At 65.0% G+C, this 24,527-nt stretch carries 23 protein-coding genes and 1 pseudogene; 11 read left to right on the plus strand and 13 right to left on the minus strand.

Annotation, left to right across the window (positions count from 1 at the left end; genetic code table 11):
* The first annotated feature begins 39 nt into the window (after positions 1 to 39).
* From KWO_RS13765 to KWO_RS13795, 7 genes are all read left to right on the plus strand, one after another.
* Entirely contained in the window at positions 40 to 2,169 is a 2,130-nt protein-coding gene (locus KWO_RS13765) for an FUSC family protein (protein ID WP_017113390.1), read from the plus strand.
* A 33-nt stretch (positions 2,170 to 2,202) separates the two neighbouring features.
* Positions 2,203 to 3,474: a kynureninase gene (kynU, locus tag KWO_RS13770; RefSeq protein WP_010379574.1), complete on the plus strand. Its 1,272-nt coding sequence runs from the start codon at positions 2,203 to 2,205 to the stop codon at positions 3,472 to 3,474.
* Positions 3,475 to 3,645: 171 nt separating this feature from the next.
* Positions 3,646 to 5,013: an FAD-dependent oxidoreductase gene (locus KWO_RS13775; protein WP_017113389.1), complete on the plus strand. Its 1,368-nt coding sequence runs from the start codon at positions 3,646 to 3,648 to the stop codon at positions 5,011 to 5,013.
* A gap of 325 nt (positions 5,014 to 5,338) precedes the next feature.
* Positions 5,339 to 6,784, plus strand: coding sequence for an exodeoxyribonuclease I (gene sbcB, locus KWO_RS13780; RefSeq protein ID WP_010379573.1), 1,446 nt, complete (start codon positions 5,339 to 5,341; stop codon positions 6,782 to 6,784).
* Entirely contained in the window at positions 6,781 to 7,467 is a 687-nt protein-coding gene (locus KWO_RS13785) for a DUF2461 domain-containing protein (protein WP_010379572.1), read from the plus strand. Before sbcB ends, KWO_RS13785 begins: the two co-directional genes overlap by 4 nt.
* Positions 7,467 to 8,459, plus strand: coding sequence for an aldo/keto reductase (locus KWO_RS13790; RefSeq protein WP_010366544.1), 993 nt, complete (start codon positions 7,467 to 7,469; stop codon positions 8,457 to 8,459). Before KWO_RS13785 ends, KWO_RS13790 begins: the two co-directional genes overlap by 1 nt.
* 41 nt (positions 8,460 to 8,500) lie before the next feature.
* Positions 8,501 to 9,064, plus strand: a complete 564-nt coding sequence (locus tag KWO_RS13795; protein ID WP_010379571.1) for a DUF2939 domain-containing protein — start codon at positions 8,501 to 8,503, stop codon at positions 9,062 to 9,064.
* A 16-nt stretch (positions 9,065 to 9,080) separates the two neighbouring features.
* On the opposite strand, the gene KWO_RS13800 is transcribed toward KWO_RS13795, so the two are convergent.
* The 9 genes and pseudogenes from KWO_RS13800 to KWO_RS13840 all read right to left on the minus strand — a co-directional run bounded on the left by KWO_RS13800 (position 9,081) and on the right by KWO_RS13840 (position 18,175).
* Positions 9,081 to 10,037: a 5'-nucleotidase gene (locus KWO_RS13800; RefSeq protein ID WP_010366538.1), complete on the minus strand. Its 957-nt coding sequence runs from the start codon at positions 10,035 to 10,037 to the stop codon at positions 9,081 to 9,083.
* Positions 10,038 to 10,161: 124 nt separating this feature from the next.
* Entirely contained in the window at positions 10,162 to 11,145 is a 984-nt protein-coding gene (locus KWO_RS13805; RefSeq protein WP_017113471.1) for an IS5 family transposase, read from the minus strand.
* Positions 11,146 to 11,380: 235 nt separating this feature from the next.
* The gene (locus KWO_RS13810) at positions 11,381 to 12,157 is read right to left on the minus strand and encodes an NAD kinase (RefSeq protein ID WP_010380112.1); all 777 of its coding nucleotides are present in this window, start codon (positions 12,155 to 12,157) and stop codon (positions 11,381 to 11,383) included.
* Between the two features lie 358 nt (positions 12,158 to 12,515).
* Positions 12,516 to 14,651: a bifunctional 23S rRNA (guanine(2069)-N(7))-methyltransferase RlmK/23S rRNA (guanine(2445)-N(2))-methyltransferase RlmL gene (gene rlmKL, locus KWO_RS13815; RefSeq protein ID WP_017114769.1), complete on the minus strand. Its 2,136-nt coding sequence runs from the start codon at positions 14,649 to 14,651 to the stop codon at positions 12,516 to 12,518.
* Positions 14,648 to 14,838, minus strand: a pseudogene (locus tag KWO_RS13820) (hypothetical protein). Before KWO_RS13820 ends, rlmKL begins: the two are co-directional and overlap by 4 nt.
* Complete coding sequence (locus KWO_RS13825) at positions 14,817 to 16,427, minus strand: ATP-binding cassette domain-containing protein (RefSeq protein WP_010366523.1); 1,611 nt, start codon at positions 16,425 to 16,427, stop codon at positions 14,817 to 14,819. The pseudogene KWO_RS13820 and the gene KWO_RS13825 overlap by 22 nt, the downstream one beginning before the upstream one ends.
* A 185-nt stretch (positions 16,428 to 16,612) precedes the next feature.
* Positions 16,613 to 17,119 carry a GNAT family N-acetyltransferase gene (locus KWO_RS13830; protein WP_010366521.1) on the minus strand — a complete coding sequence of 169 codons (507 nt, stop codon included), beginning with the start codon at positions 17,117 to 17,119 and terminating at the stop codon, positions 16,613 to 16,615.
* 40 nt (positions 17,120 to 17,159) lie between these two features.
* Positions 17,160 to 17,687 carry an alpha/beta hydrolase gene (locus KWO_RS13835; protein WP_010380119.1) on the minus strand — a complete coding sequence of 176 codons (528 nt, stop codon included), beginning with the start codon at positions 17,685 to 17,687 and terminating at the stop codon, positions 17,160 to 17,162.
* Positions 17,684 to 18,175: an MOSC domain-containing protein gene (locus KWO_RS13840; protein ID WP_010366517.1), complete on the minus strand. Its 492-nt coding sequence runs from the start codon at positions 18,173 to 18,175 to the stop codon at positions 17,684 to 17,686. Before KWO_RS13840 ends, KWO_RS13835 begins: the two co-directional genes overlap by 4 nt.
* Positions 18,176 to 18,198: 23 nt before the next feature.
* On the opposite strand from KWO_RS13840, the gene KWO_RS13845 reads away from it, so the two are divergent.
* Entirely contained in the window at positions 18,199 to 18,774 is a 576-nt protein-coding gene (locus tag KWO_RS13845) for an N-acetylmuramoyl-L-alanine amidase (RefSeq protein WP_010380121.1), read from the plus strand.
* Positions 18,775 to 18,863: 89 nt separating this feature from the next.
* Here KWO_RS13845 and KWO_RS13850 read toward each other — a convergent pair whose 3' ends face one another.
* The 4 genes from KWO_RS13850 to KWO_RS13865 all read right to left on the minus strand — a co-directional run bounded on the left by KWO_RS13850 (position 18,864) and on the right by KWO_RS13865 (position 22,416).
* Positions 18,864 to 19,817: a DUF1684 domain-containing protein gene (locus KWO_RS13850; protein WP_010366512.1), complete on the minus strand. Its 954-nt coding sequence runs from the start codon at positions 19,815 to 19,817 to the stop codon at positions 18,864 to 18,866.
* A gap of 85 nt (positions 19,818 to 19,902) precedes the next feature.
* Positions 19,903 to 20,775, minus strand: coding sequence for a sulfurtransferase (locus tag KWO_RS13855; RefSeq protein ID WP_017112815.1), 873 nt, complete (start codon positions 20,773 to 20,775; stop codon positions 19,903 to 19,905).
* Positions 20,772 to 21,605, minus strand: coding sequence for a CoA pyrophosphatase (locus KWO_RS13860; protein ID WP_017112814.1), 834 nt, complete (start codon positions 21,603 to 21,605; stop codon positions 20,772 to 20,774). Before KWO_RS13860 ends, KWO_RS13855 begins: the two co-directional genes overlap by 4 nt.
* Positions 21,606 to 21,717: 112 nt before the next feature.
* Complete coding sequence (locus KWO_RS13865) at positions 21,718 to 22,416, minus strand: FKBP-type peptidyl-prolyl cis-trans isomerase N-terminal domain-containing protein (protein ID WP_010366505.1); 699 nt, start codon at positions 22,414 to 22,416, stop codon at positions 21,718 to 21,720.
* 163 nt (positions 22,417 to 22,579) lie between these two features.
* On the opposite strand from KWO_RS13865, the gene KWO_RS13870 reads away from it, so the two are divergent.
* Genes KWO_RS13870 through nth form a run of 3 tightly spaced genes read left to right on the plus strand, consistent with a single transcriptional unit; the run spans position 22,580 to position 24,458 of the window.
* Positions 22,580 to 23,362, plus strand: a complete 783-nt coding sequence (locus KWO_RS13870; protein ID WP_010366504.1) for an enoyl-CoA hydratase-related protein — start codon at positions 22,580 to 22,582, stop codon at positions 23,360 to 23,362.
* Between the two features lie 8 nt (positions 23,363 to 23,370).
* Entirely contained in the window at positions 23,371 to 23,751 is a 381-nt protein-coding gene (locus KWO_RS13875) for a hypothetical protein (protein WP_010380133.1), read from the plus strand.
* Positions 23,748 to 24,458 carry an endonuclease III gene (gene nth, locus KWO_RS13880; protein ID WP_010380136.1) on the plus strand — a complete coding sequence of 237 codons (711 nt, stop codon included), beginning with the start codon at positions 23,748 to 23,750 and terminating at the stop codon, positions 24,456 to 24,458. Before KWO_RS13875 ends, nth begins: the two co-directional genes overlap by 4 nt.
* Positions 24,459 to 24,527: the final 69 nt, after the last annotated feature.

Here is a 24,527-nt window from a genome sequence, read left to right on the forward strand (position 1 = left end):
GGTGATGAAATCCCCGCCGACACTTGCGCCATCGGCACCATGCTGCGCGCACTGATCGACCTCAAACCGCGCGACGTGCCCTTGCGCGTCGCGCTGCGCAACACTGCCGCAGTGGTTTTGCCGCTGGCGATCGGCGTGGCGACCGGGCATGTTGCCGCCGGCTTGGCGGTGTGCAGCGGCGCACTCAACACCATGTTTTCCGACCAGCCGGGGCCGTATCGCGCACGCCTGCAACGCATGCTGATGGCAGCGCTGGCGGCTGGCATGGCTGCATTGCTCGGCATCTGGGTCGGCCACAACACGCCAGCGTTGGTGCTGGCCGGCCTATTGCTCGGCCTGGGCGGCGGCTTGCTGGTGGCGCTCGGCCCGGTGGCAGCGCGGGTCGGCCTGACCAGCATGATCCTGCTGGTCGTCAGCGCAGACATGCAACTGCCGGTGCAGCAGGCACCCGGTGTGGCAGGCCTGATCTTCGCCGGCGGCTTACTGCAGGTATTGCTGGCGCTGGCGGCGTGGCCGCTGCAGCGCTATCGCCCCGAGCGTTTCGCACTGGCGGAGTTGATGCGCCAGCTGGCCGGTATCGCGCGGCAGCGCCCGGAAGCCAGTGCAGCGCCGCCGGCAACGCAAGAAGTGCTCGATGCGATGGTGATGCTGCATGGCGAACATCGCTCGCGCGCGATTGCGGTGCAGAGTTTTCGCATCATCGCCGAGCTCTGCGACCGCGTACGGTTGGAGTTGCTGTCGCTGGCCGATGCCGATACGCGCCTGACCGACTCGCAGGCGCGGCCGGCGATCGAACGCGTGCTCGAACGCAGCGCCATCGTGCTGGAGCAGCTCGCGCATGCGATGACCGTGGGCGAAGACCCGGTGGCCGCCAACGCGTCGATGACCGGCTTCGACGACTTGGTCGGTGCCTTGGCACAGTTTCAGCACGACAACGCCGATACCCGCGAACGTCGCTTGGTGCGCGTGGCAGTGGCACGTGCGCAAGGTTTGGGCGGCCAGCTGCGTGCGTTGATCCGCAACGCACACTGGGCCAGCAGCCGTGGCGAAATCCAGGCGCAACTGGCCGAAGCGCGCCTGCCGGCAGCGCTGCGCCCAGCCGCGACCTGGGCCACCTTGCGGGCGAATCTGGACCTGTCGTCGGTGGCCTTCCGGCACGCCTTGCGCTGCGGTGTGTGCCTGGCACTGGCCATCGCCTTCCAACGCTGGCAGCAGATTCCGCACGGCTTCTGGATTCCGATGACCACCGCCATCGTGCTCAAGCCGGATTTCGGCGGCACCTTCAGCTTTGGCGCATTACGTGTCGCCGGCACCTTCGTCGGACTGTTGCTGGCTACCTTGCTTGCGCACCTGGCCATGGATGGCGCCAGCATCCGCATGGTCCTGCTGGCGCTGTTTTGCCTTGGGTTTCGTTTACTGACGCAGGTGAACTACGGCATCGGCGTGGCGTTTCTGACCGGCATGCTGGTGCTGCTGCTCTCGTTCGAAGGCGTGTCGCCGGGCGAAGCGGTCGGCGCGCGGTTGCAAGCCACCGTGGCCGGCAGCGCGCTGGCGCTGATTGCCTACGCGTTATGGCCCACACGCGAACGCCGGCAGATTCGCGCCTCGCTGGCGCAGTTGCTCAGTGCCTACCGCGACCATTTGCGCCATCTGTTGCTCGGCAAGATGGACGACCTGAGCGATACCCGCGCCGCCGCGCGCGTGGCACGCACCAATGCGCAGGCCTCGATCGAGCGTTTGCGCGGCGAACCACGCAGCCGGCGCAATCTGCAGGAACTCAAGCTGGCCGAATCGCTGCTGGCCAATGGCAACCGGCTGATCCGTGCCACCTTGTCGCTGGAGGCGGTGCTAAGCGACGGCCACCCGCTGCCCACGCTGGAGGCGTTGCCGGCTTTTGCGCAACAAGCCGACCAGGCACTGTCCGAGCTGATCGATTGCCTGCGCAACGGCGGCGTCCCGGCTGCGGCCACCTTGCGCAATGCCGAGCGTCAGCTGTCCGATGCGCTGGCCGCCTTGCCCGACAGTTCGCCAACTACCGCCGCGCTGGCCGACACCATCGACCGCGTCACCGACAGCATCGGCACGCTCACCCACTTGCTGCGCCCTGCCCGACCGGCCTCGGCCCAGGCACCAGCCCTGCATGACGGCGCGCACGGTGCCGGAGGGTAAACTGCCGCCCTGATCCGTGTTGCGAGCCCGACGATGACCGACCTGCTGTCCCGCGCCCATGCCGATGCACTGGATGCCGCCGACCCGCTGCGCAGCCTGCGTGATGCCTTTGTGTTCCCACAGCACGGCAATCAGGATCAAATTTATTTCGTCGGCCATTCGCTTGGCCTGCAGCCGCGCGCGGCGCGCGCGATGGTGGACGAGGTGCTGGATCAGTGGGGCGCGCTGGCGGTGGAAGGTCACTTTACCGGCCCCACCCAATGGCTGACCTATCACCAACTGGTGCGCGACGGGCTGGCCCGCGTGGTCGGCGCGCACCCTGGCGAAGTGGTGGCGATGAACACCCTCAGCGTCAATCTGCATTTGATGATGGCGAGCTTTTATCGCCCAACGCCCGAACGCGGCGCAATTCTGATCGAAGCCGGCGCGTTCCCATCCGACCGCCACGCGGTGGAATCGCAGTTGCGACTGCACGGGCTGGACCCGGCCACGCATCTGATCGAAGTGGAAGCCGATGAACCCAACGGCACGTTATCGATGGCTGCCATTGCCGATGCCATCGCGCAGCACGGTCAGCGCCTGGCGTTGGTGCTGTGGCCGGGCATCCAGTACCGCACCGGTCAGGCCTTCGACCTGGCCGAGATCGTGCGGCTGGCGCAGGCGCAAGGCGCGGCGGTGGGCTTTGACCTGGCGCATGCAGTGGGCAACATCCCGCTGACCCTGCACGACGATGGCGTCGATTTCGCGGTGTGGTGCCACTACAAATATCTCAACGCCGGCCCCGGCGCGGTGGGCGGTTGTTTCGTGCACACGCGACATGCCAACTACGATCTGCCGCGCATGGCCGGCTGGTGGGGACATGAGCAGCAGACCCGATTCCGCATGGACCCGCAGTTCGTGCCCTCGCCCGGCGCCGAAGGCTGGCAGCTAAGCAACCCACCGGTGCTGGCGCTGGCACCGCTGCGCGCATCGCTGGCGTTGTTCGATCAAGCCGGCATGGCCGCGCTGCGCAGCAAATCCGAACAGCTCACCGGGCATCTGGAGCAATTGATCCACGCGCGCGTGCCGCAGGTGCTGCAGATCGTCACCCCGGCCGAGCCGGCGCGACCCGGTTGCCAGCTGTCGTTGCGGGTGGCCGGAGGACGCGCGCAGGGACGCTCGCTGTTCGAGCATCTGCATGCAGCCGGTGTGCTCGGCGACTGGCGCGAACCGGACGTGATCCGCATTGCGCCGGTACCGCTATACAACCGCTTCCGCGATCTGCACACCTTCGTGGACCAGGTCGAAGCCTGGGCGGCTGCCTGAGCGCGGCAGGCTGACTGCATTGCCACCAGACCACCCGCCCGGCATCTAGAATCACCGCACGCCCACGTACACTCCGAGCCCGCCCAGGGCTGATGCGAGGGCGGCTGTCACTGTCAGTCGCTGTCTTCCCCTTTTCGCCGGCACTGCGTCCGGCTGCTGCCGGACATTGCATTGAGCCCAGTTTCTCCGCGTTCCCTGACCTTGATCGGCGCCGGTCTGGCCGGTTGCCTGCTGGCCATCCTGCTGTCGCGTCGCGGCTGGCAGGTCACCGTGTACGAACGCCGTGGCGATCCGCGCATCAAGGGCTACGAGTCCGGCCGCTCGATCAATCTGGCGCTGGCCGAACGCGGCCGGCATGCGCTGCGCCAGGCCGGCGCCGAAGAGGCGGTGATGGCCAAGGCAGTGATGATGCGTGGGCGCATGGTGCACCCGCTGGTCGGCGAACCGCAGCTGCAACGCTACGGGCGCGACGACAGCGAGGTGATCTGGTCGATCCACCGCGCCGCGTTGAATGTCGCGCTGCTCGATCTGGCCGAACAGGCCGGCGCACAGGTGCATTTCTACCGCCGCCTGCATACGGTGGACTTCGACGCCGGCTACGCGCGCTTTATCGACGACCGCGATGACCAGCCGCACGAAATCCACTTCCAGAGTTTGATCGGCAGCGATGGCGCCGGCTCGGCATTGCGCGCGGCGATGCAGCGCAAATCGCCGCTGGGCGAACGCACCGAATTCCTGGATCACTCGTACAAGGAACTGGAAATTCCGCCACTGCCTGGCGGCGGTTTCCGAATCGAAGGCAACGCATTGCACATCTGGCCGCGCGGGCACTACATGTGCATCGCACTGCCCAACGATGGCGGCACCTTCACCGTCACCTTGTTTTTGCCGAACGCCGGCGATCCCAGCTTCGCCACTACGCGTACCGGCGATGAAGCATTCGCTCTGTTCGCGCGCGATTTCCCCGATGCATTGCCGCTGATTCCGCAGCTCAAGGAACATTGGGAAGAGCATCCGCCTGGACTGCTTGGCACCCTGACCCTGGACCGCTGGCATCTGGATGGCCGCGCGTTGCTGATCGGCGATGCGGCACACGCGATGGTGCCGTTCCACGGCCAGGGCATGAATTGCGCGTTCGAAGATTGCGTGGCGCTGGCAGATCAGCTGGATGCGCATGACGATCTCGCCGGTGCGTTCGCCGCCTTCGAAGCTGCACGCCGCGATGATGCGGCGGCGATCCAGCAAATGGCGCTGGAGAATTACCTGGAAATGCGCGACCGCGTCGACGACCCCGACTTCCTGCTGCAGCGCCAGCTTGAACAGCAGTTGCAGGCGCGCTGGCCCACCCGCTTCGTGCCGCACTACACCATGGTGACGTTCCTGCGCACGCGCTATTCGATTGCGCTGGCGCGCAGCGAGATCCAGCGCGAGATTCTGGTCGAGGCCACGCGCGGACACACCGATCTGTCGCGCATCGATTGGGATGCGTTGGAAGCAATCGTGCATGCGCGCCTGGGACCGCTGGACGGCGCGCACTGAGGTCTGCGACAGGTGTGGCCTGCGGCGTCGCTGCCTACGCTGGCGCGCGGCTCCCTGCCGTTTCCTCGGTGACGTCTCATGGATGTGTCGCTGGCTCTAACTCCATTGCGGCAGCTCCCGGACACTGACCACCGCCACATGCGAGCGAGCCAGCTAGAGCCAAACCGACAGCCGGCACAGCGGCAACCGCACCGGCGCTTTGCTTAAAGGGGCGGCCAGCCCAACCCGCACAGCCGCCCCAAGCGTGCGGGCGCCGCGATGAGGGATACTAGGCGGCACCGGCAGCGCATACGCCGTGCGCTGCGCATCTGGATGTTGCACCCGCATGCCTGACAGCTTTCTGTTCTACGACCTGGAAACCTTCGGCCAGGACCCGCGCCGCACCCGCATCGCACAGTTCGCTGCGGTGCGGACCGACGCGCAGCTGCGCGTGATCGAAGAGCCAATCAGCTTCTTCGTGCAACCGGCCGACGATCTGCTGCCCTCGCCCTACGCCACCATGGTCACCGGCATCACCCCGCAACATGCGTTGCGCGAAGGCATCACCGAGGCCGAGGCGTTTGCGCGCATCGCCGAACAGATGAGCCGCCCGCAAACCTGCACGCTGGGCTACAACTCGATCCGCTTCGACGATGAGTTCGTGCGCTGCGGCCTGTTCCGCAATTTCTACGACCCCTACGAGCGCGAGTGGCGCGGCGGAAACTCGCGCTGGGACCTGCTGGATGTGTTGCGGATGGTGCATGCGCTGCGTCCGGACGGCATCGTCTGGCCGCAACGCGAAGACGGCGCCACATCGTTCAAGCTGGAACACCTGGCCAATGCCAACGATGTGCGCGAAGGCGATGCGCATGAAGCGCTGTCGGACGTGTACGCTACCATCGGCATGGCACGCAAATTCCAGCAGCATCAGCCAAAGTTGTGGGACTACGCGCTGCGCCTGCGCGACAAGCGCTTCGCCGCCACGTTGCTGGATGTCATTGCCATGCAGCCGGTGCTGCATATCTCGCAACGCTACCCTGCCTCGCGTCTATGCGCCGCTGCGGTGCTGCCGCTGACGCGCCATCCACGCATCGACAGCCGCGTGATCGTGTTCGATCTGGAAGGCGACCCGGAGGTGCTGTCGCGGCTGAGCCCCGACGAGATCGCCGACCGCCTGTATATCCGCGCCGCCGATCTGCCGGAAGGCGAGCAGCGCATTCCACTGAAAGAAGTGCATCTGAACAAGTCGCCCGCGCTGGTGGCCTGGCAGCATCTGCGCGCTGCGGATTTTCAGCGCCTGGGTGTAGATCACGAGGCGGTATTGGCCAAGGCGGCACGCTTGCGCGAACTGGGGCCTGCGCTTGCCGAAAAGGTGCGCCAGGTTTACGGCAGCGAGCGCGCACCTGCAGCAGCGACCAACGATGCCGACGCCTCGCTCTACGATGGCTTTCTGGCCGAAGGCGACAAGCATCTGCTGACACAAGTCCGCACCAGCGCACCGGCCGAACTGGGCGCGTTGGAGTCACGCTTTCGCGACCCGCGCCTGATCGAACTGCTGTTCCGTTATCGCGCGCGCAACTGGCCGCAGACACTGTCGTTCGAGGAACAGGAGCGCTGGAACGTCTACCGCCGCCAGCGCCTGCTCGAAGATCGCGGTCTGGGCGAAGTCATCCTGGAGCAATACCACGCGCAGATCGCAGATTTACGGCTTGCTCACCCCGACGATGCTAACAAGCAAGCGCTACTCGACCAGCTCGCCGCCTGGGGTTCGGACCTCCAACGCACGCTATGACCACCTACTTTTCCGACGCCAGCTTCAAGTTCCTGCGCGCCCTGGCGCGCCACAACGACAAGACATGGTTCAACGATCATCGGCATCAGTACGAGGCGCATGTGCGCCAGCCGTTTCTGCAGCTGATTACCGATCTGCAGCCGGCACTGGCGCAGGTCAGCGAACAGTATCGCGCCGATCCCAAAACCCAGGGCGGCTCGCTGTTTCGTATCTATCGCGACGCGCGGTTTTCCAACGACAAATCGCCGTACAAGAACTGGCAAGGCGCGCGCTTGTTTCATGAGCGCCGCCGCCAGATGCCGGCACCCTCGTTCTATATCCATCTGCAGCCAGGCGAAAGTTTTGTCGGCGCGGGTTTGTGGCATCCGGAACCAGACACGCAACGCAAGCTGCGCCAGTTCATTTTCGATAACCCCGGCAGTTGGAAAGCCGCCGCGCACAACCCGAAATTGGTGCGCAAATTCACCCTGGACGACAGCGAAAAGCTGGTGCGTGCGCCGCGTGGATTCCCCAACGATTTCGAGTTCATTGACGATCTTAAACACCGCAACTGGGCGTACTTGCGTCACCTGGACGACAGCATCATGACCGGGCCGCGGCTGCGCCAGACCATTGAAGCGGACCTGGTGATTCTGGCGCCGTTCGTCGATTACCTGTGCGCTGCCTTGGATCTGGAATTTTGATGACGCAGGAGCTACCGCTAGGCCAGCAGCGCAGGACGTTGGGCCGCACCCAGCTAGTGGTCTCGCCGATCGGTTTGGGGTGTTCCGGCTTTTGGGGACACCGCCGCTTCGACGAAGGCGCCGCCGCACGGGTGGTCGAGTACGCGCTGGCGCGGGGCGTGAACCTGCTCGACACCGGCCATAACTACTCCGTCTTCCATGCGGAACCGCGTCTGGGACGCATACTGCGCCCCCTGCTGTCGCAATATCCGCGGGATTCGCTTGTCGTCTCCAGCAAGGGCGGTACCTTGACCGGCCAGGCCGGTATCAATGGTGCAGAACAGCGTGACTTCTCTGCAGCAGCGATCACTGCCAGTTGCGAAGCATCGCTGCGCAATCTTGGCCTGGACTATCTCGATATCTACCAGCTACATGGCGCCAGCGAGCACGACATCAATGACGATCTGCTGCTGGCGATGCAGCGTTTGCGCGAGCGCGGCCTGATCCGCCACATCGGTATCAATACGCATTCGGCATCGACCCTTCACTGGATGATCGCCAACCCCAACGTCTTCGATGTGGTGCTGCTTGACTACAACGCGCTGCAGCAGGACCGTGAACCGCTGATCGACCAGCTGCAGAATGCGGGCGTTGGCGTACTGGCCGGCACCGTGCTTGCGCAGGGCCACCTCTTGCCCACGCGTGCGCGCCTGCCACGCCTGGCCGACGCCTGGTATGTGGCACGCGCTTGGCTGAAGCCCAGCAGCCGTGCCTTGATGCAGTGCTCACGCGACATGCGCCGTGCAGTAGCTTCGATCGATAGCCAGCGCCCCGCGCAAACGGCATTCGCTTATGTCCTGCAACACCCGGGTGTGGCCTGCGGCATCCTGGGCACCACCCGCATCGGCAATCTGGATGAAGTGCTACAGACCCGTGTAGAGGCACTGGATACCGCACAACGGCAACGTCTGGTCGCCGCCTTCGGCGATGGCCGCGGTTCACCCAGTCACTGATCTTCACCTGCGGCGGCCGCGATTGCGGCAGTCTGGGCGCCATGAAAAAAACCATCGGCCTCCTCATTGCTGTCCTGTTGACCGTCACTGCGTGGTGGTTCGGCGGGCCTTACATGACCATGCATGGCCTGTCCAAGGCCATCGAGCAGCGCGACACCGCTGCATTGGAACGCTACGTCGATTACCCGCGCGTGCGCAGCAGCCTGCGCGCCCAGCTCAACGATTATCTGGTGCGGCAAGCCGGACCAGACATCGCCGCCAGTGCGTGGGGCACCTTGCTGTATGGCCTGGGGAACCAACTCGGTGGTGCGGCGGTGGATACGCTGGTGACGCCGATCGGCGTCGGCGCGCTGTTGCAGGGGCATGTGCTGTGGAAGCGCGGCCGCAATGAACTGCAGGGCAGCGATGCCTTCGGCCCTACCGAGCCAGCGCGACCTTTCAAAAACGCCAAACATCACTTCGAGGCGCTGGACCGCTTCGTGCTCGACGTCGAACGCGACCCGGGCGAACCACCACTGAAGGTGGTACTGGAACCACAGGGGTTGCGCTGGAAGGTAGTGGACCTGCAGTTGGGGATAGCACCGGCGCCAGATGCCACTGAGTGACGCGACCGCCGTTGCATTAGCCCTCGTTCGCTACGCCATGCGGCACATGGCCGGCGGCCACGTGCTGATGTTGGCGCGCGCTGTCGATGTTGTGCTGCGAATCGTCGAAGAAGATATCCGCGCCAAACGCCTCCAGAAACGGTCCTTTATGGCGCCCGCCGAGGAACAGTGCCTCGTCCAGACGCACGCCCCACTCGCGCAACGTGCGAATCACCCGCTCGTGCGCCGGTGCCGAGCGCGCGGTGACCAGCGCGGTGCGGATCGGCGAGGCCTCACCGGGCGGAAACGCCGCCTGCAAGGTGTGCAGCGCCGACAGGAAATTGCGAAACGGCCCCACCGACAACGGCTCGCGTGCACGTTCGCGCTCGTGACGCCCGAAGGCTTCCACGCCCTGTTCGCGCGAGATGCGTTCGCTCTCGTCGCCGAAGATCACCGCGTCGCCATCGAAGGCGATGCGCAGCTGCGTGGACAGCCGGCTATCGTCGTTGTCCACGATGGCTGCGGCGGCCTCGGCGCGTTCACCCGGTGCGCGCGGCATGATGGTCGCCGCGGCAATGCCATGGCTTAGCGCGCGCCGCACCGATTCCGGGTTCGCCGACAAAAACAGATCGGTGCCGAATGGTTTGACGTACGGCCAGGTCGGCTGGCCCGAGGTAAACGTGGCACGCACAATGCCCAGGTTGTAATGCTGGATCGAATTGAAGATGCGCAGACCGGTATCGGCAGAATTGCGCGACAACAGAATCACTTCTACGCGCGGTGCATCTTCGGGCACATCGTGATTGAGCGCCAGCAGCTTGCGCACCACCGGGAATGCAACGCCCGGCTGCAAGACATCGTCCTCGTGCTCGCGCTGGAACGCCGAATACGCCTCCACCCCATCGGCCTCGAACAGCGCATGGCCTTCTTCAAGATCGAACAGGGCGCGCGAGGTCACCGCGACGGTCAATAATCTTGGGGAGTTGTCGGGCATTGGAGAGCTAGGGATGGTCTGATCAACGCGACCGGAAAACGAAGCAACCGCATCCGCCGCGCTGAGGGCGCTCAAATCGCCGATTTTTTGCCGGTTTCGGCACGTTTGCGGGGTGTTGCCTGGATTACAGGCACAGCTTCCCCGCAGCAGGCATTAACGCTTTGCGCGTCAGCCACAGATTCGATAGTGCAAACAGCGTCAGCACCTGTGCGGTGTTCTTCGCCAAACCGCGATAGCGCACCTTGACGTAACCAAACTGACGCTTGATCACCCGAAACGGGTGTTCCACCTTCGCACGCAGGCTGGCTTTGGTGTGCTCCCAGCGCTTGGCCAACTTCAGTTCGCGCTTATTCTTGATCTGCTTCAGCTTCGAGGGCTTCTCCGCGATCAGGTAGCGCAGCGTGCGCTTGCCCTTCATCTCATCGCGCTTGTCCAGCCCGGTGTAGCCGCTGTCGCCGCTCACAGTGTCTTCCTTGCCGTGCAGCAGCTTGTGCGCCTGCGTGATGTCCGCTGCGTTGGCCGCCGTGCATTCCACGTGGTGCACCAGGCCCGACTCATCGTCCACCCCGATGTGCGCCTTCATCCCGAAGAAGTACTGGTTGCCCTTCTTGGTCTGGTGCATGTCCGGATCGCGCTCGCCATCCTTGTTCTTGGTCGAACTTGGCGCCGCAATGATCGTGGCATCCACGATCGTCCCGCCCCGCAGACTCTGCCCTTTACGCGACAGGTGCGCGTTGACCCGGTTGAACAGCTTGCGCGCCAAATCATGCCGCTCCAGCAAATGCCGGAAGTTGAGAATCGTCGTTTCATCCGGCACCTCATCCAGCCCGCCGATCTTCGCAAAACGGCGCATCGACACCGTGTCGTACAGTGCTTCTTCCGCCGATGGATCGCTCAGTGCGTACCACTGCTGCAAAAAGTGGATGCGCAGCATCGTCTCCAGCCGATACGGCTGTCGCCCCGGCTGCCCCGACTTCGGGTAGTGCGGTTCGATCAGTGCCAGCAGATCCTTCCACGGCACGACCTGGTCCATCTCGGCCAAGAACACCTCACGCCGCGTCCGCTTGCGCTTGCCGTTGTACTCCGCATCGCCGAAGGTCAGTTGCATCGTCGTTGTCCCGTTGCGTCTGTGTGATTGTCGCAGGATCAAGGGGAGTTGTTCAGAGTTTCCCTAGGATTGGAGATTGGAGATTAGGGATTGGTTTGGAGCAGCAATCGGGAACGTGAAATCAGGCGTGCAGTCACGTGCGCCGCATCGTAACGTGCCGGCGCAATCACAGGCGGACGGCATAGCGTGCTCCCGCGGTTGCCAATCCCAAATCCCGACTGCCCAATCCCCGCCCTCATACCGCGAACTGCTCGCTGAAGATGCGTTCTTCCAGGTTGTGTTCGGGGTCGAACAACAACGTGACCTGGCGCTGCGTGGATTCGCGGATGGTCACTTCGACCACATCGCGAATTTCATGCGAATCGGCGGTGACGCTAACCGGGCGCTTGTACGGGTCCAGCACGCGGAAGCGCACTTCGGTATCGGCCTTGAGGATGGCGCCGCGCCAGCGTCGCGGGCGATACGGTGCGATCGGCGTCAGCGCCAGCGTGTGCGAGCCCAGCGGCAGGATCGGCCCATGCGCCGAATAGTTGTACGCCGTACTGCCAGCCGGGGTGGCCACCATCACGCCATCGCCGATCAGCTCGGCAATGCGGGTCTGGCCGTTGAGATCGATGCTGAGATGCGCCGCCTGCCGGGTCTGCCGCAGCAGCGACACCTCGTTGTAGGCCAATGAGCCGGCACTGGCGCCAGATTCGGTCTGCACCTGCATTTCCAGCGGCCGCAGATACGCAGGCTCGGCGCGTTGCAGGCGCTCCAGCAGGTCGTCCTCGTCGTCGCGGTACTGATTCATCAGGAAGCCGACGGAGCCCAGCTTCATGCCGAACACCGGTTTGTCGGAGGCGCCATGCCGATGCAGCGTCTGCAGCATGAATCCGTCGCCGCCCAATGCACAGACGATGTCGGCGCTATCCAGCGCATGGTCACCATAGCGCTGCACAAGGCGTGTGCGCGCGGCCACCGCCGGCTCGGCGGGGCTGGCAAGAAAGGCGATGCGAGGTGGTGCGGTCATCTTTGACTCCAAAGCATGCGAATCAGCATACCGCAGCCCTGTGCTGGGCTTGTTGTGGTCATGCTCTGCCCTCGCATAGGCAGCAGCGATTGGGGCTACGCGTTCAAGCGCGGCTAGGCACGACCAATGCGCAGCCGCCCGGCAAACGCGGCCGGTGCTCAGTGCAACATTTGCCACTTTGCCAGTCGCACCCTGTGGCTCTGGGTGCGCCCTACAAGACCACCTAAGGCCACCTGACGACTGCTTGCTACGTTTGGGTAGCCGCTTTAGGCGTCAGCGGCATGCCAACGCGGCAAACACGCTTGCTGGCTCCATCGCGAAGCCGTGAAGCACGCCATCGCACGCGACCGGCCTGAACTCAGGCCGTCAACCGCCAGGCGCGATGGATACGCGCATGCCGCTCGAAATCCGGATCGATGGTGCGCGGGCTGATCTCTTCGCACTGCGCGAACTCTGCCACCAGCTCCTCGTCCAGCTTGAAACGACGGAAGTTGTTGGAGAAATACAACGCACCACCGGGCGCCAACCGTGCCACCGCCGCGCGCAACAGGCGCACGTGCTCGCGCTGGATATCGAAATCTTCCGCACGTGCAGAGTTGGAGAAGGTCGGCGGGTCGCAGAAAATTACGTCGAAATGCGCGCGCTCGGCTTCCAGCCAAGCCAGTGCATCGGCCTGCACCAACTTGTGCTTGCTGCCGGCCAGCCCGTTCAGCGCAAGATTATCGGCGCACCACTGCAGGTACGTTGCCGACAGATCCACGCTGGTGGTGGACGCCGCACCGGCCACGGCCGCTTCCACGCTGGCCACACCGGTGTAGCAGAACAGGTTGAGGAAGCGGCGTCCCTTGGACTGCTGCGCCATGGTGCCGCGCAGCGGGCGGTGATCCAGAAACAGCCCGGTATCCAGGTAATCAAACAAATTCACGCGCAGCAACGCGCCGTGTTCGCGCACGTGGACGAATTCGTTGCGCTGCTCGAAACGGCCGTACTTGCTACCGCCCTTGCCGCGTTCGCGCGACTTCAGCGCGATGCGCTCGGCCGGCACCTCGAAGACCTCGCGTGCGGCCGCCAGCAATTCGTTGAGACGACGGCGCACATCGGCTTCCGGAATCGTCGCCGGCGCTGCGTATTCCTGCACGTGCAGGAAGATGCGCCGGTCGCCATCGGCTTGCTGATACACGTCGATGGCGGCGGAATATTCCGGCAAATCGGCGTCGTAGGCGCGGAAACATTCGATGCCTTCGCGCGCGCGCCATTTCTTGAATTTCTGCAGATTCTTGCGCAGGCGATTTGCCACCATCTGCGCGCCTTCGCTGAGCGTTGTAGGTGCCGCCAGCGGGGTGCGCCGCGGCACTGCGATCGGGTCGCAGACGATCAACGCGCATTCGATCGCGCCGTTGAACACCTGGTATTTCTTGCCCGCGCGCAGGCCGGTGGCATAGGCCAGCTCGGCATTGCCGCACAGCAGGCTGGCCCGCCACTGCGGCACCGCACGCTGCAGGGTATCGCCCAGGCGGCGATACAGCGCCGCATCGGCGGCCAGGCGCTCGTCGTAGGGCGGATTACACACCACCACGCCGGTGGCCTGCGGCGGCGTCTGCAACTCGCCGACTTCGCGCACGCCGAACCAGATTGCCTCGGCCACACCGGCCACTTGCGCATTCTCTTTCGCAGCACGAATTGCGTGCGGGTCCATGTCGCTGCCGTGGATCACCTGCTTGAGCGCAGCGCGGCCAACGCTGTCGCGTTCGCGCGCTTCACTGACCAGCTGCTGCCAGCCATCGCGGTCGAAACCGCGCCAGCGGCTGGGCACGTCGCTGCCGTAGCGCTGCAGGCCGGGCGCAACGTCCGCGGCCATCAACGCACCTTCGATCAGCAACGTGCCGCTGCCGCACATCGGGTCCAGCAAAGCGCCGCCATCGGCATAGGCACGCGGCCAGCCACCGCGCATCAGCACCGCGGCGGCCAGGTTTTCCTTCAACGGCGCCTCGTTCTGCGCCATGCGCCAACCACGCCGATGCAACGGGCCGCCACCCAGGTCCACCGAGATGGTGGCGCGGCCCTTGCGCAGCGACAGGTTCAAGCGCAAGTCCGGGCTTTCCACGTCCACCGATGGGCGCTCCAGGCCCTGCCGGCGCATGGTGTCGACCACGGCGTCCTTGATGCGCTGCGCCGCGTAGCGGGCGTGCGTGATCGCGGTGCCGGACACATGCGCATCCACTGACAGCGTGTGCCCCACCGACAGATGCGCGTCCCATGGCAGTTCGGCCACGCCGGCGTACAACGCGTCTTCGTCCGGGCAATCGAACTCGGTCAGCGGCCACAGCACGCGGCTGGCCAAGCGCGACCACAGCACGGCGCGCTGTGCATCGCGCAGTTCGCCTTCGACGTTGACGCCGGAGATGGTGGCGGTGGCCTTGCTGGCACCGAGCGCAAGCAGCTCGTCGGCAAGCAGGTATTCCAGGCCCTTGGCACAGGATGCGAAGAATTTCACGTAGGCAGGTATCGATAAAGACGCTGGCCGCGGCGGCGAGCGTGAAAGCAGGACGGCGGGCCGGCTCCCTGGTGGGCAATGCCGCGGCCGCCGTGGACGGCCGCAAATGGTCGGCCATCGCGACCGGCATTACCAGCCCGGCCGCCGGATCGCCCGCCGCACGGTTCACCAGGGTGCAAGCCGCCATTTGGCTTGCGCGGTGTCCAGGCGCTGCTGCAGGCCTAGCCGTTGCAGAAAGTCTGCGTCGTGCGAGGCGACGATCAGCGCGCCCTGGTAGCTGCGCAGCAGCGCTTCGATCGCTTCCACCGAGGCCAGATCCAGGTGGTTGGTCGGCTCGTCCAGCAACAGCAGTTGCGCCGGCTGAGCCCGGTACAGCGCATAGGCCAGCGCCGCCTTGAGCCGCTGGCCGCCGCTGAGCTGGCCGCATGGCAGGTCGACACGCGCCGGGTCCAGCCCCAGCAGCGCCAGGCGCAGCCGCTGTACATGCGCCGGCACACTTGGGTCTGCATCCTGCAGCTGCGCAGCGGCCGAACGCATCGGGTCCAGCAGCCCCAGGTCCTGATCCAGATACGCCACTGGCACGTGCACCTCGCACTGGCCCGCAGTTGGCTGCAAGCACCCTGCCAGCAACTGCAGCAACCCAGACTTGCCGCTGCCATTGGGACCAACCAGACCAATCCGCGGCTGCCCCTGCAGCAGCAACTCCAGCCGCCGCCCGCCAAGCCGCCCATCCAGTTCCACTTGTTTCAGCGTGGCCAGACGCCGCGATGCGCTGGTTGATGCGGTCGGCGCCAGCACAATGATCGCCTGGTCGGCCTCCACCTGCGCTGCAGCCTGCACCGTCGCTTCACGCAGCCGCGCCTGTTCGGCCTGACGCTGCTGTTGCAGCCGGCCTGCGTTGACTTCGCTGCGTTGCTTCTGCCCGCCCAGCAGGATCGCAGCCTGATTGGCCAGCCCCGCAGCACGCGCGCCGCGCGCCTGGCGCTGCTGTTGACGTTGAAGCTGCTCGCGCAAAGCCTGCTCGCCGCGTGCGCGTGCATGCTTGCGCTGGGCCAGCAGATCGCTGGCCGCTTGCTGCTCGATGGCGCGCTGCTGCGCATACAAGGCGTAGTTGCCGCCGTAGCTGCGCAGCCCCTGCGCGGACAGCTCCAGAATGCGCTGCATCGCGTCGAGCACGCTGCGATCGTGGCTGATCACCAGCAAGCCGCCGCTCCACGCCAGCAACTGATCCATCAGCCGCTGGCGTTGCGGACCATCCAAATGATTGCTGGGCTCGTCCAGGATCAGAACGTCCGGCCGGGTCAGAAATGCGCCAGCAAGTGCCACGCGCATCGCTTCACCGCCGCTCAATTGCGCGGCCGGTGCACGCGGATCGCGCCCGCCCAGGCCTTGGCGTTCGAGTTCGGCGGCAAATTCCGCATGGGCGCTCCAGCGCTCGCCGACGCGTTCAAAATCGGCAGGCGCAACGCTGCCAGAGGCGATACGGTCCAACGCATCCAGCAGCGGCGCGACACCGGCCAACCCGGCAATGCTTTGCTCCGGCGCAACGCTCACCCGCTGCGGCAAGTAGTGCACGCTGCCGCTGCGAACGCAGCGCCCGGCACTGGGCAACAACTCACCGGCCAGCAGGCGCGCGAGCACGCTCTTGCCCACGCCATTGCGCCCCACCAGGCCGGTGGCGCGCTGGTCGATGTAGAGATTCAGATCGGAAAATAGCGGGCTGCCATCGGGCAGCACATACGCAACGCTTTCCAGGGTCAGCGACGGACGGGTCATACGGGTCTCCATTGCATGCCAGCACACGCGCCGATCCAAGCGGACCAGCAGCGGGTTAGGCCGTCATCACGACGGCGGCATCAATGGCGCATTGGACCACTCCTCAAAAATTCACGTGCGGCCAGTCTAACCTGCAGCTCCAACGACGACATTCGCGCGGTCCACTAGGCGCATGCAGTGAGCGCTCAGCCCAGCCCGAACGCAGGGTGATACGCCACATCGGCCAGCGGCAGCAACCGGTCGCCGAAGGCCAGCGCCTGCAGTTCCGATGCAGGCACGTCGGGAAATACCAGGCCGGGTTCGACCGCAAAGCCCAAACGCCGGAAAAACGCTGGCTCGCCCAGCGCCAGGCAACCTGCAGCGCCGCGCTCGCGCAAAGTAGCAAGCGCCGCCTGCACCAGCCGCGTGCCCAGACCCTGCCGCTGATGCCCTGGCCCCACGGCCAGCGGGCCGAGCGCGAACCAGCCGGGCGAATCGTCCGACAGCGTCACCGGCGACACAGCCAGGTGGCCCACCACATAACCATCGTGATCGGCCACCAGCGACAACGCCAGCGCGCCGTCCTGGCGCAAGCCGGCAATCACCTGGTGCTCGTCATGCCGGCTGTGTTCGGCGCGCATGAAGGCCACCATTGTCAGCAATTCGATAGCGGCGGCATCGCCTTCGCTCGCTTCGCGAATCAACACATTCATGACTGGCACCGCACGCAGCCCTGGCTCGAAAGGGTCGGCATCACAGGCTCTGCAACAGTTCTGCGAACGCGCGTGCCGATGCGTCGACGTGCGAGGCCAGGCGATGGTCGTCGTCGACCAGCAGCAAGCGCGCATGCCGTGCCTGCGCCCAGGCAATCACGTCGGCGGCCGGAATCAACTCGTCGCGCCAGGCATGCACGATCGAGATCGGCACCGGTGCGGCGTCCAGCGCCGGCATCGGGCCCATTTTGGTCGGCGGCACCATCAGAAACAGGCCGCGTGTGGGCACCTGCAACGACACCCGCCCGGCGATATACGAACCCAGGCTGGAGCCGACCAGCACCAGCGGGCCCTTGTCCGCAACCGCGCGTGCGATCTCCAGCAGGCGTTGCAGCCGGCCTTGCACATCGCCCAGCGTGCTTACCTCGCGGCGTGCATCCAGGTCGGTGTAATCCGGGCGTTCGTGGGTCCAGCCCAACTGCTCGGCCACGCTGGCCAGCGCGGTCACCTTCAAGGCGTCCGGGCCGCTTTCGAAGCCGTGCGAAAGAATGCAATGTCCACGACTCATAGCGCCTGCACCGTATCGCCGATGCGCAGCACACCGCCGCGCAGGATGCGTGCGCACAGCCCGCCATGCCCACGCATGGCGTTGTAGCCGCCCGCGCCCAGGGCATCTTCCATGCGCGAACATGGGTCGCACGGGTCGGTGCCTTCCAGCTCCACCTCGCCAATCCGAAACCGCCGCCCTTTCAGCGCGATCAACGGAATGCCGGACACCACCAGGTTGCGCCGCAGCGTGGCCGGGGCGATGGTCGCGTGCCCTGCCAGTGCCGCAATCACCGGCAGATGCTCGGCCTGGATCAGGGTCACGCCGCGCTTGCCGCTGCCGCCCTTGTAGCGGTCTCCCACCAGGCCAATACCGGTGGTGACTTGCACCGCGTCCACCTCCAGCATCGCCACGTCGCGCGCCGGACGCACGCCGATCCAGGTCACCTGACCGGTCTGCGGCAGCGTCGCCATCAATTTGCCCAGAGGGCTGTCGGGATTCAAAGCCATCGCCGAATGCTAGCATCCGCTCCATGTCCGATGCCCTCCTGCCGTCGCCGCCGATCACCTACGCGCCGTTGTCCTACGAATCGCGCTTGGCCAAACGCGCGCTCACCCAGATCGACATGGTGGTCATCCATTGCACCGAGTTGCCGGACATGGCGATGGCGCGCGAATACGGCGAGCGCGTGCTCTACGACAGCTGCACCGGCAACAGCGGGCATTACTACATCGATCGCAACGGCAGCATCCAGCAATACGTCGCGCTGGAGCGCGTTGCGCATCATGTGCGCGGGCATAACCCGCATACGCTGGGGATCGAACTGGTCAACCGCGGCCGGTATCCGCACTGGTTGGATTCGCGCCATCAAGAGATGACCGAACCGTATCCCGAAGCGCAGATCGCAACGCTGATCACCTTGCTGCAATGGCTACAACAACAGCTGCCGGCGGTACGCCGCATCGCCGGCCATCAAGCGCTGGACACTACCCAGGAAGCGGCCAGCGACGACCCGGCGCGCAAGATTCAGCGCAAACTCGACCCCGGCCCGTTGTTTCCGTGGCCGCGCATCGAGGCGGCGGTAAGCTGGTTGCATACGCCGCGTTAGAAAGCATTGAGAAACGACCCAATGCCTGCGTACATCACGTGTTAGTCGCGTTGGATCTCCGCCGCGCACGGCCCACCACTGCAGCACGCTCAACGCTCCGTCGCACGGTAGGTCTTCTCGCCTGCATTCACCGCCACGTCCAGTCGATTTTCGGGCGGCGCGATCGGGCAGACCACATGCGGCGTCAGTGCGCACGGCGGATTTTCGGCCAGATTGAAATCCAGCACGACGCGGCCATCGCGGGGCAACGCGGCATAGAGATAGCGCGCGCCGCCATAACTTTCCTTGCCACTGGTGCGGTCGGCAAACAGGAAGAACAGGCCTTGTCCATCTTCCTGTAGCAGCGGCTGCAAGCGGTATTCGCGGCCGTTCCGCGAGAACACTGCTTCTCCCGGTACCTCCACGGTAAGTGGCGTGCCGATCGACGTCAGCAAGGTGGTCGTGCGCGGTGTCGGATAGGGTTGCCACTGCGCCTGGATGCGCCACTGCGGATCGGTCGGGAAATATTCCAGCCCTTCGAACTGCGTCAGCGCCGGCGCTGCCGGGTCGCGGAAGCGCCATCCGTACAAGGCGCCGGTCTGCACAAGATAGAACTGCCGGCCATCCACGTCCAACCGATCGCCGCGCTGCCCTGCCTGCTCCGGTTCCAGACGGACCTCATCGATACGCTGCCCATTGAGCGTCACCGGCGCGGCGGCGTCTGCGCAAAAGTGGACCTGCCCCGCAGCATCCAATGTCAGTTGCCCCAACTGCGCAGGCCCGGCAGGCAAGACGATATCGCTGTGCGGGTCGCTGCCCACACGGTACTGACCGGCGCGCACGCGCCCCGAACCGGTATAGCTCAGCCACCCGTCGGGTGCACGCAACTGCGTCAATCGCTCCGCGCGCGCGCGCGCCAACGCGACCTGATACACACCGTGCTGCGCCACATTTCGATGACCGGCAGCAGGCGCATCGCTGACATCGGCGGTCGATTCCGCCGAACAGGCAGCCAGCGTCCACACCGCGACGCACAGCGCGCCAACCCGTAACTGCAACCGCATGGTTCACCCACTGCAAGAAACTGCGCTCCGCGCAGCGAACCTGCGTCCCCACAGGCCACCGTTCCTGCCGCTATTGTGCCTGCAATCAGGCGCCGGTCGCGACCGGACGCGACGCGTCGTGCAGCCAACCGCTCCAGGAACCGGCGTAGACGCGCGCGCCGGATAGCCCCGCCACTTCCAACGCCAACAACAGATGGCATGCCGTCACGCCGGACCCGCACATCACCACCGCCTGCTCGGGCCGGTGCGCACCTAGCAACACGGATAACTCGGCGCGCAGTTCCGCAGCTGGCTTGAAGCGGCCATCGTGCAGGCTCAGCCCCAACGGGCGACTCACCGCACCCGGTACATGCCCGGCCACCGGGTCGATCGGCTCGACTTCGCCACGAAAACGCTCGCCTGCGCGCGCGTCCAGCAGCCAGCCCGGCGCCTGTTGCAATCGCTCCACGATCTGCGCGGCATCCACGATCGCGGCGGTATCGAAACTGCCGGGATACGCAGCGCCATCATGCACTGCAGGTGGCTCGGTGCTTTCCACAAAACCGGCAGCACGCCATGCAGCCAAGCCACCATCAAGTACTGCCACCCGGCGATGCCCCATCAATCGCAGCATCCACCACGCGCGCGCGGCCGCCATGCTGCCATCGCCCGCGTCGTACACCACCACCTGGCTATGCGGATCGATGCCCCATTCGCCCAGACGTTTCGCAAATGCGGCGCTCTGCGGCAACGGATGCCGCCCCTGCGCCGGCCGCGACAGGTCTGCCAGATCGTGGTCGAGATCGGCGTAATACGCGCCCGGCAGATGTCCCTGCGCGTAAGCCCTGCGCGCGGCGTCCGGGTCTGGCGCGGTTGGTGGCGCAGCGCGCGCATCCAGCAGACGCAGCTGCGGATGCTGCAACATCGCCGCCAGGGTGGCGGCATCGACCAGCGTGCTCCAGTTCGGATCGACACTCATGCAACCTGCTCCAGGCGACGACGAAGATTGAGAAGAATGGCCGCCGTGGCGCCCCAGATGCGGTGGCCAGGCCAGTCGTATTCCAGCACGCGCCGCGGCCGCCCGCGAAATTCCAGTTCCACACTGCGCAAATTGTCCGGGTCCATCAGGTAAGCCAGCGACACTTCGAAAACGTCCGCCACTTCATCCGGCTGCGGTACCGCCACGAACGCCGGGTCGATCACCGCCACCACCGGCGTCACCCGGAATCCGCTGACGGTCAGAAACGGATCCAGATACCCCAAGGCATGCACCTGCTGTGCACCCAGCGCGATTTCTTCGCAGCTCTCACGCAGAGCCGCGGCGGCGGCATCGGCATCGGACGGTTCCATGCGTCCGCCCGGGAAGCTGACCTGCCCGGCGTGATGGCGCAGGCTGTCGGTGCGTCGCGTCAGCAGCACCATGGTGCCCTGTTCGCGCGGCACCAGCCCGCATAGCACCGCCGCCTCGGCAGACGCATCGGCGTCGGTCAGATCGATCAGTTCGGCGTGATTCCAGCCCGGCCCGGCGGGCGCGGTGTCCAGCGGATACAACGCTCGCTTCAGCTGCGCGTACTCAGGCAGCTGCGCCGTCAGCGCGCGTGCGGGCAGCACCATATGCAGATAGTCCTGGCGTTCGGCGTCGCTCATGCTCATCCAGCGTGCAATTTCATCCAGGCTGCGCAAGCAGCCGACACAGCGCGACTGCGCGTCCAGCGAACATACACCGATACACGGACTTGGCAGCCGGCCGGCTGCGAAATCGGGATCGGGATCTGCATCGACATCCGTTTGGACATCGCTGCCGCTCATTGCTGAGTCCTACGGCCGCTGCATCGTTTCATCGTCATCTTCAGGCAATCGGTCGACCAAAACGACAACGCCGGCCTGGTGGCCGGCGTTGTCGTTACAACATCGAATCAAATTACTTGACGCTGACCAGCTTGATCTCGAACTGCACAGCTACGTTCGGCGGGAACGGCGTACGCGGGTCGGCACCATAGGCCTTGTCCGGCGCCAGGGTCACTTCCCATTTGGAGCCGGCCGGCATCTGCAGCAGCGTGTCGCGCATGGCCTGCATTTCGACTTCGCTGACCTTGATGGCCGGGATCTGCTGCGCCGGACGTGCCTTCTCGCGGTCGCCGAACGGGAACGGACCGGCCACTTCCAGCTGCACGGTGCTGGCCAGGGTCGGCTTGGCGCCCTTACCGGCTTCGATCACGCGGTACTGCACGCCGCTCGGCAGCGTCTGCACGCCAGCGGTGCTCTTGTTCTTGGCCAGGAACGCATCGCTCTTGGTCTTGTTGGCGGCAGCGGCCTTTTCGTACTCGGCCTTGGCCTGCTGGGCACGGCCCTGCTCGCGCTTCTGGAACGCTTCAACTGCCGGCTTCAGCTGGTCGGCGGTGATCGCCGGCTGCTTCTTGGCATAGGCGTCTTGCAGACCCTTTACCACCGAGTTGATGTCGAGCTGCTCGCCGCGACCGGTGAGCTCGGCAAGGTTGTTGCCGTAGTCATAGCCAAAGTAGTAGCTCAACTTGCCCTTCTCGGACGTCGTGTCCTGGGCCAGTGCATTGCCCGTCAGGGCCAGGGCCGCCACAGCGACCGCGATAGAACGCAACTTCATCAAACAATTCTCCAGGGTGGTGGCACAGGACGGGTCTGCCGCCTGAGATGACGCGCTAGGATAGCGGCCGCGATACCGAACCGCTACTTATCACGAAAGCTAAGACCAGCAAGGCTTTCGGAAGTTCCGTATTTACTAATTTTTTACGTTCGCAAGGGTTCACATGTCCAATCACGTCATTCTGATCGCCGATCACGCCAGCATCCGGACGATTACGGTCAACCGGCCGGACAAACTGAACGCCTTGAACCAGCAGACCATGCAGGCCCTGGATCAGGCATTTCAGGACGCAGCCGCCGCAGACGACGTACGTGCGGTGATTCTCACCGGCGCCGGCCCCAAGGCGTTCGTGGCAGGCGCAGATATCGCCGAAATGAGCGATCTGTCGGCGATACAGGGCCGCGAATTCTCGCTGCTGGGCCAGCAGCTGATGCGCCGGATCGAGCGCATGCCCAAGCCGGTGATCGCGATGATCAATGGTTTCGCACTTGGCGGCGGCCTGGAGCTGGCAATGGCCTGCCATCTGCGCATTGCCGCGGCCAGCGCGCGCCTGGGGCAACCGGAAATCAACCTCGGTCTGATACCCGGCTTCGGTGGCACGCAGCGCCTGCTGCGCCTCACCGGCCGCGCCGCAGCGCTGGAACTGTGCCTGCTCGGACTGCCGATCGACGCCGCGCGCGCACTGCAACTGGGTTTGGTCAACCGTGTGGTTGAAGCGGATGCCTTGCACGAAGAAACTCTCGCACTGGCACAACGCCTGGCAGCTGCCGCGCCGCTGGCACTGCGCGGCATTCTGGATGCGGTGGTGTTCGGCGGCGAATGCGCCATCGAAGAAGGTCTGCAGCTGGAAACCGCGCAATTTGCGCTGTTATTCGCCACTGACGACATGCGTGAAGGCACCCGTGCGTTTCTCGACAAGCGCCCTGCTCAATTCAAGAACCGCTGATCATCGCCATGACGCTCGACCCCATACCGGCACCGCGTCCGTTGCCACTGCAGTTGTTCGACTGCGTGCAGGCGGACGATCTGGATCGCGCTTTGGCACTCGGCTTGATGGCGTATCTGCCCGACCCGCAACACGACGCGCTGGACGCCCACTGCCCGCAGGTCTGCGCTACGTTGCTCGATGCACAGCAGCGTTTGCGCAATGCATGGGCCGCGCGCGAACGCTATCGCGCACGCGCAGCACGCCTGCAACGCCGTGCTGCCGAGCGCGACGCGCGCAGGACACCTGCCCCGGCACCCAGCCAACCGGCAACGCCGGCATTGCCGCCGCTGGCCGCTGCCATCCTGGCGCGTGCCAAAGCCAAAGCAGCGGGCGGAGCGCAGCCATGAACACACCGCAAGCAACGCCACCGGCGCGTCGCGGCAGCAACATGCGCAAGCCCGAGATACAGGAGATGTTCGAGCGCCTGCGCGAACTCAATCCGTATCCGACCACCGAGCTGGAATACACCACCCCGTTCGAGTTATTGATCGCCGTGCTGCTCTCGGCGCAGGCCACCGATGTCGGCGTCAACAAGGCCACGCGCAAGCTGTATCCGGTGGCTAATACACCACGCGACATTCTCGATCTGGGTGAAGAAGGCCTGAAGCGTTACATCTCCACCATCGGCTTGTTCAATGCCAAGGCCAAGAACGTCATTGCCACCTGCCGCATCCTGCTGGAGCGTTACGGCGGTGAAGTACCGCACGACCGCGCTGCGCTTGAGGCGCTGCCTGGGGTCGGCCGCAAGACTGCGAACGTGGTACTCAACACCGCATTCGGCGAGCCTGCCATGGCCGTGGACACACATATCTTTCGCGTCTCTAACCGCACCGGCCTTGCGCCAGGCAAAGACGTACGCGCTGTCGAAGACAAGCTGGTCAAGGTGATTCCGGCCGAGTTTCTGCACGACGCACATCACTGGCTGATCCTGCACGGCCGCTATGTCTGCAAGGCACGCAAACCGGATTGCCCTAGCTGCGTCATCCACGATCTATGCCGCTATCGCGACAAGACCCAGCCGGACCCGGAGCGCACAACAAAGACCAAAGGCTGAGGCAGCCACGGCATCAGTGCAAGGCCGGGGCAAAATAACGGCGCGGCAGAGCCTTATACACACCAGCAG

Origin of the sequence: Xanthomonas vasicola pv. musacearum NCPPB 4379 (genome assembly GCF_000277895.2) — a bacterium.
GTDB lineage: Bacteria > Pseudomonadota > Gammaproteobacteria > Xanthomonadales > Xanthomonadaceae > Xanthomonas > Xanthomonas vasicola.

Coding starts and splice junctions, on each gene's coding strand:
- KWO_RS13765 (WP_017113390.1), top strand. CDS start 40: ATGCTGCGCGCACTGATCGACCTCAAACCGCGCGACGTGCCCTTGCGC.
- kynU (WP_010379574.1), top strand. CDS start 2,203: ATGACCGACCTGCTGTCCCGCGCCCATGCCGATGCACTGGATGCCGCC.
- sbcB (WP_010379573.1), top strand. CDS start 5,339: ATGCCTGACAGCTTTCTGTTCTACGACCTGGAAACCTTCGGCCAGGAC.
- KWO_RS13785 (WP_010379572.1), top strand. CDS start 6,781: ATGACCACCTACTTTTCCGACGCCAGCTTCAAGTTCCTGCGCGCCCTG.
- KWO_RS13790 (WP_010366544.1), top strand. CDS start 7,467: ATGACGCAGGAGCTACCGCTAGGCCAGCAGCGCAGGACGTTGGGCCGC.
- KWO_RS13795 (WP_010379571.1), top strand. CDS start 8,501: ATGAAAAAAACCATCGGCCTCCTCATTGCTGTCCTGTTGACCGTCACT.
- KWO_RS13800 (WP_010366538.1), bottom strand. CDS start 10,037: ATGCCCGACAACTCCCCAAGATTATTGACCGTCGCGGTGACCTCGCGC.
- KWO_RS13805 (WP_017113471.1), bottom strand. CDS start 11,145: ATGCAACTGACCTTCGGCGATGCGGAGTACAACGGCAAGCGCAAGCGG.
- KWO_RS13810 (WP_010380112.1), bottom strand. CDS start 12,157: ATGACCGCACCACCTCGCATCGCCTTTCTTGCCAGCCCCGCCGAGCCG.
- KWO_RS13825 (WP_010366523.1), bottom strand. CDS start 16,427: ATGACCCGTCCGTCGCTGACCCTGGAAAGCGTTGCGTATGTGCTGCCC.
- KWO_RS13830 (WP_010366521.1), bottom strand. CDS start 17,119: ATGAATGTGTTGATTCGCGAAGCGAGCGAAGGCGATGCCGCCGCTATC.
- KWO_RS13835 (WP_010380119.1), bottom strand. CDS start 17,687: ATGAGTCGTGGACATTGCATTCTTTCGCACGGCTTCGAAAGCGGCCCG.
- KWO_RS13840 (WP_010366517.1), bottom strand. CDS start 18,175: ATGGCTTTGAATCCCGACAGCCCTCTGGGCAAATTGATGGCGACGCTG.
- KWO_RS13845 (WP_010380121.1), top strand. CDS start 18,199: ATGTCCGATGCCCTCCTGCCGTCGCCGCCGATCACCTACGCGCCGTTG.
- KWO_RS13850 (WP_010366512.1), bottom strand. CDS start 19,817: ATGCGGTTGCAGTTACGGGTTGGCGCGCTGTGCGTCGCGGTGTGGACG.
- KWO_RS13855 (WP_017112815.1), bottom strand. CDS start 20,775: ATGAGTGTCGATCCGAACTGGAGCACGCTGGTCGATGCCGCCACCCTG.
- KWO_RS13860 (WP_017112814.1), bottom strand. CDS start 21,605: ATGAGCGGCAGCGATGTCCAAACGGATGTCGATGCAGATCCCGATCCC.
- KWO_RS13865 (WP_010366505.1), bottom strand. CDS start 22,416: ATGAAGTTGCGTTCTATCGCGGTCGCTGTGGCGGCCCTGGCCCTGACG.
- KWO_RS13870 (WP_010366504.1), top strand. CDS start 22,580: ATGTCCAATCACGTCATTCTGATCGCCGATCACGCCAGCATCCGGACG.
- KWO_RS13875 (WP_010380133.1), top strand. CDS start 23,371: ATGACGCTCGACCCCATACCGGCACCGCGTCCGTTGCCACTGCAGTTG.
- nth (WP_010380136.1), top strand. CDS start 23,748: ATGAACACACCGCAAGCAACGCCACCGGCGCGTCGCGGCAGCAACATG.